Raw genomic sequence first — 5246 nt, 5'->3', positions numbered from 1 at the left:
AGACGGCGAACCGGTCGAGAAGGGAAAGGCCGAGGAAGTCGCCAGGGAAGGCGAATCCGGTGACCATGCGGCGTCCGTCAGGAAGCAGGCGATAGAGGCGAAGGGCGCCGGAGGTGACGTTGAAGACCGAGACCGCGGGCTCGTCCTGACCGTACAGGGTCTCCTTCTGGTCTAGCGCAACCCGCCGACTCAATGGCTCCATGGCATCACGCTCGGCCAATGGGAGAGCCGTAGCCAGACTGATGAGACGGATCTTGCCGGCGCCATCGTTCAGGTGCGCGAGCGGAATAGGTGGATAGGTCGCGAGACCAGCCGGCAATGAATGGATCGACATGGGACTGTCCTTCCGGTTCGGGCTTGGCGAATATTCTAAAAGGGTCTTTCTTCAGCGTCCCCGCCAGCGTTCGGTGGCTTGCATCCGCTCCGCGTGCCGGGCGAGATCGAGGAAGGCATTCCGTGCCTCCTCGTCGAGCTTGAAGGCGCGCTGCAGGACCCCGGCAGCCAACCGGACCGTCCTGTCGTCCCAATCACGACCGTCGCCTTCCCGCTTACGAACGGTCACGACCGATCTGGCGAGGACGGAATACGCATCGGCTTCGGACATCGTTACCTCGCGGTATGAGCTGCCGACTTCAGGCTCCGCATCGGGACAACGCGCCTGCGACGGCAAGGAACGGAACCAAATACGGGGACCGGAACCCGCAGATTTGCGCGGCCTGGTTTCCGAGACGCACGCTCTCCGGTCATACGTCCCCGGAAATTCCGTGGAGCGGCGCCACAGCCGTGAAGTGGATGCCGGCAGGGTGGTACGCGATGTCGGCAGCTCCGCCGATCTCGACCGCGAGCGCGCGCTCGATCATGCGGGTTCCGAAGCCGGTCCGGGTTGGCGACAGGACCGGAGGACCGCCGGTTTCCTGCCAACGGAAGCGCAGGCGGTCCGAGCCGACCCCGTCGAGGATGTCCCACATCAGCAGAACCCTTCCCACATCCGTGGAAAAGGCACCGTACTTGACCGCGTTGGTTGCAAGTTCGTGCAGCGCCATCGCGAAGGCGAGTGCGACCCGGGAGGTCAGCTGTACAACGGGTCCGTCGAACGTGAAGCGATCCGCCTGCTCTGCCCCAAACGGACGCAGCGCCACGGCGACGACATCGCCGAGGGTCGCGCCTTCCCAGGTGTCGCGGATGAGCACCTCGTGGGCGGCCGCGAGCGCAACGATGCGGGACTCAAGCAGGGCCTCGGCGTCCTCCAAGGAGGCTGAGGTTCGGAGGGTATGGCGGATGATCGACTGAACCGTCGCGAGGGTGTTCTTGACCCGGTGGGCCAGCTCCTTCGCCAGCAGGTCCCGATGATCCTCGACGCGCTTGCGGTCGGTGATGTCGAGGGAGATGCCAGCGATGGTCAGGGGCGTGCCGTCCGGTTGGTAGGAGGCGCGGCCCCGGGCATGGATCCAGTGGACGGCGCCGCCCGGGTACGTGATCCGGAACTCGTGGTCGTAGTGGCTCTGCCCGGCGATGGCGTCCGAGACCGCCGCCTTCATGCGCGTCCTGTCATCTGAATGAACTCCCTCGATCCAGGCCTCGTAGGTGAAGGCGGCCTTGGGATCACGACCGAAGTTCGCCTTGCATCCCTCCGATGCATCGAGCGACATCGTCGCGATATCGAGCGTCCACGATCCGATTCGCCCGGCTTCCTGAGTGAAGCGCAGGCGCTCTTCGCTCATGGCCAGTGCCACCGCGTGGGTCTTCGCTTCCGTTACGAGACGGTCGAGGATCACAACTCCATCCAGCCCTAGGGTCGAGGATATATCAGGCTGGGGGTCGTGGAACGGAATCTGCCCCATTTCTTCCCCCGAACGGCATTGTTCGATGATGTCCGCTCGTGTGCAGAAACGAAGTGTCGGTCATGACCGGTTTCGTTTCACGCGGCGTTGGCAACGGCGGGTGCGAGGGCGACGTCGAGATGGACCGGGTTGTGCAGGGTGTTGGCCACCGGTGACCATAGCACCGTGTGCTTGATGAGCGCCGCCAATACCTTCCGCGAGGCGTCCGCATCCAACTTCACCGCGACCCGGATGCTCTCGAACCCGATGGTTTTCGGATGGATGTCGCCGCTCCCCCAGACCGAGGTCATGTTGATGTCGGCCTCGACGTTAAGTTCCAGCGAGCGGATCGGGATGCCCTGCGCCAGGGCATTGGCGTGGATGCCGATGGACAGGCACGAGCCCAGGGCGGCGAGCAGGGCCTCGGAGGCGTTCGGCGCGGTGCTCTCGCCGAGGAGTCCCTCGGGCTCGTCCTCCATCACCGGCTGCGGCGGCAGGTTCCGGATGTAGTTGAGCTGGCTCAATCGTCCCTGCGCGACCGTCCGGCACCGCAGGGTCCGGACGGCGGTCGGATCGGCCTTTCCCTTGTCGATGACGGCCTGAAGCTCGCGCCTGTCGATGGATGCGGGGCCCGTCGGGCTAGGTCTCGCTGGTGGCAGTGCCATGGAATTCTCTTGCGCACGGTCCGGCGACATCAAAATTCTCAAGCCATGAAAACAATTATGCCGTGGTTATTTATCGCGCGTAAGCATAGACTGCATTTTGTTGCATTTTATTATCAAAAATGACGACTGGAAATGCAAAAATGGATTGCGGGCAGCGCATGTTAGACTGGGACGACCTGAGGTTCTTCCTGGCCCTCGCGCGGCACGGCACCCTCTCCGCGGCCGCAAAGGTGCTGCATGTCTCGCAGTCCACCGTGGGTCGGCGCCTGAACACGTTGGAGGCGACCCTCGCGGTGCGCCTGCTCAATCGTACCCCCGACGGCTACGTGCTGACCTTGGCCGGCGCCGATGTCCGGGAGAAGGCCGAACGCCTGGAAGCGGAGGCGTTGGCGTTGGAACGCGACGTGACCGGGCGCGACACCCGTCTCCGGGGCCTGGTTCGGGTGACCTGCGCAGAGACTCTGGCCGCTCATGTGCTGGCGCCGAGTTTCGCCCGGCTGCACCAGCAGCATCCCGACATCATGATCGAGCTCATCCCCAACCCGCGGGAACTCAGCCTGGCGATGCGGGAGGCCGACATTTCCTTGCGCCTAAGGCAGCCCGAGCAGCACGACCTCGTCGTGCGCCGCATCGGCGGCATCGGCTTCGGCATCTACGCGACGCCGGACTACGTCAGGGAGCAGGGCATTTTGGACGTCGAGGACGGCTGCTCCGGGCATCGCCTCATCACCCAGCTCGACGACACCCAGGAGATGACCCAGTCCGCCTGGCTCACCGACCTGGCCTCAAGGGCCACGGTGGTCCTGCAGACCAGCAGCCATGAGGCCGCCGTGCTCGCGGCCGCCAACGGCGGCGGCCTGGCCTGCCTGGCTCGCTTCCGCGGCGACGAGGAGTCGAGACTGACCCGGATCGCGGTCCCAACCGAGCCCCCCGGCGCCGACATCCTGCTGCTGGTCCACAAGGACAACCGCGATACCCCGCGGATCCGGGTGGTGCTGACGCACATCACCGAATGCATCCGTGAACTCGCCTCGATCCTTCAACCCATCGATTCAAGCGAACAGGAAATCCGGACCGTGGCCGGGTGACCCGCCGGGCAAGCTCCGTCTGGCTGCATGCAGACTTGCATAGCGGATATCCGAACTCGCTTGAGGGCGTACGTCGGCGACGGGCCTAGTAACGGAAGCGCCGACAGATCGCATCACCTCCCCGGCCGGGGCCTCGACGGCGACAAGGTCCGCATCCCCAAGGCGACCACGACCACAAATCGTGGCGGCGGCATACCGCGCCCTATGACTCAAGGAGGCGTCCAATGGACCTCGCCGATCCCCCGATCCAGATGTCGACGGCAGCCGTGCTGAGGGCGTGCGCCGAGCCGTTACCCGCGCTGGACGACTCGGACTTTAGCCTGGCCTTCGATCGATTTGCGCAGTCCCGCGTCGTACTGCTCGGAGAGGCCTCGCATGGCACTTCCGAGTTTTATCGCGCCCGCGCCGCCATCACCCGTCGCTTGATCGAAAAGCACGGATTCACGATCGTTGCGGTCGAGGCCGACTGGCCGGACGCCGCCGCGATCAATCGCTCCGTTCGGAATGATCAGGTCCAGCCGCCTTCACCGAAGGGCTGGACGCCGTTCACCCGCTTCCCGGCATGGATGTGGCGCAACACCGATGTCGCCGACTTCATCGGCTTTCTGCGAAGCCATAACGCGGCCAAGTCCGCCGACGAGAAGGTCGGCTTCTATGGCCTGGATCTCTACAGCATGTCAGCCTCGATGGCTGCCGTCCTCTCGTATCTGGACCGGGTGGATCCCGCTGCCGCGGTGGTGGCTCGGGAGCGCTATGCGTGCTTGACGCCATGGTCGCGGAAACCCGCGGCCTATGGCCAGGCATCGCTGACCGAAGGCTATGCACTCTGCGAGATCCCGGTCACCCGCACTCTCGTCGATCTGCTCAAGAAGGAACTCGAATACGCCAAGAGTGACAGCTCACAGTTTTTCGACGCCGCGCAGAACGCCCGTCTCGTCGCTGACGCCGAAGTCTACTACCGGGCCATGTATTTCGGCTCAAGCCTGTCTTGGAATCAACGTGACCAACACATGTTCCAAACGCTACAAAACATCCTGGCTCGACCGGGGCCCGTCAGGAAAGCCGTGATCTGGGCGCACAATTCCCATATCGGCGATGCGCGTTTCACCGACATGGGGAAGCAGCGCGGTGAATTGAACATCGGCCAGCTATGTCGACAGGCTTATGGCCGCGATGCTGCGCTTATCGGCTTCGGCACCCATTCAGGCACCGTCGCGGCAGCGACGGACTGGGATGGGGCGATGGAGATCAAGACCGTAAGACCATCCCATCCGGACAGCTACGAGGCCTTGTGCCACGAGGTCGGTGTCGAGCGCTTCATGCTGGACCTGCGGACAGGGCGGCATGACGATCTCCGTCACGCCTTGGCCCAGCCTCGGCTCGAACGCTACATTGGCGTGATCTACCGGCCCGAGACCGAGCGTGGGAGCCATTACGCCTTCGCCACGCTTCCCGAGCAGTATGACGCCTTCGTATGGTTTGACGAGACGACGGCGGTGACACCTTTACCGACCACGATCACCGCCGGCGAGGATGAGACTTATCCCTTCGGCCTTTGATGTGTCGGCTCCACCGTATTCCGTCGTCAAGTCTAAGGCGCGAAACGGAGAGAAGCCTCCCTGAGCATCTATCAGTTTGAACCCTTGTCGTTGACGGCCTGACTCCGCCTGTGA

5 protein-coding genes and 1 pseudogene are annotated in these 5246 nt (G+C 63.9%); 2 read left to right on the top strand and 4 right to left on the bottom strand.

The window, feature by feature from the left end; all coding sequences use genetic code 11:
• The 4 genes from G3T14_RS22995 to G3T14_RS22980 all read right to left on the bottom strand — a co-directional run.
• The coding region (locus G3T14_RS22995; protein ID WP_163644825.1) for a cyclic nucleotide-binding domain-containing protein at positions 1 to 334 on the bottom strand (334 nt) is incomplete at its 3' end.
• Positions 335 to 385: 51 nt separating this feature from the next.
• The gene (locus G3T14_RS22990; RefSeq protein ID WP_163644824.1) at positions 386 to 604 is read right to left on the bottom strand and encodes a hypothetical protein; all 219 of its coding nucleotides are present in this window, start codon (positions 602 to 604) and stop codon (positions 386 to 388) included.
• A 139-nt stretch (positions 605 to 743) separates the two neighbouring features.
• Positions 744 to 1841 (bottom strand): sensor histidine kinase, encoded by a 1098-nt coding sequence (locus tag G3T14_RS22985; RefSeq protein ID WP_163644823.1) that lies wholly within the window; start codon positions 1839 to 1841, stop codon positions 744 to 746.
• Between the two features lie 77 nt (positions 1842 to 1918).
• A complete protein-coding gene (locus tag G3T14_RS22980) occupies positions 1919 to 2485 on the bottom strand; it encodes an OsmC family protein (protein ID WP_163644822.1) in 567 nt (188 codons plus the stop codon).
• Positions 2486 to 2643: 158 nt separating this feature from the next.
• Between G3T14_RS22980 and G3T14_RS22975 the strand changes: the two genes are divergently transcribed.
• Positions 2644 to 3573 (top strand): LysR family transcriptional regulator, encoded by a 930-nt coding sequence (locus tag G3T14_RS22975; RefSeq protein WP_163644821.1) that lies wholly within the window; start codon positions 2644 to 2646, stop codon positions 3571 to 3573.
• A gap of 281 nt (positions 3574 to 3854) precedes the next feature.
• Positions 3855 to 5132: pseudogene (locus G3T14_RS22970) on the top strand (erythromycin esterase family protein); the annotation flags it as partial.
• Positions 5133 to 5246: the final 114 nt, after the last annotated feature.

This window comes from Methylobacterium sp. BTF04, assembly GCF_010692745.1.
Lineage (GTDB): Bacteria > Pseudomonadota > Alphaproteobacteria > Rhizobiales > Beijerinckiaceae > Methylobacterium.
This window is presented reverse-complemented; position numbering and strand designations above follow the sequence as displayed.

What these genes read in the sequence shown, in the direction of transcription:
- G3T14_RS22980 (WP_163644822.1), bottom strand. Translation starts at nt 2,485, where the DNA reads ATGGCACTGCCACCAGCGAGACCTAGCCCGACGGGCCCCGCATCCATC.
- G3T14_RS22975 (WP_163644821.1), top strand. Translation starts at nt 2,644, where the DNA reads ATGTTAGACTGGGACGACCTGAGGTTCTTCCTGGCCCTCGCGCGGCAC.
- G3T14_RS22990 (WP_163644824.1), bottom strand. Translation starts at nt 604, where the DNA reads ATGTCCGAAGCCGATGCGTATTCCGTCCTCGCCAGATCGGTCGTGACC.
- G3T14_RS22985 (WP_163644823.1), bottom strand. Translation starts at nt 1,841, where the DNA reads ATGGGGCAGATTCCGTTCCACGACCCCCAGCCTGATATATCCTCGACC.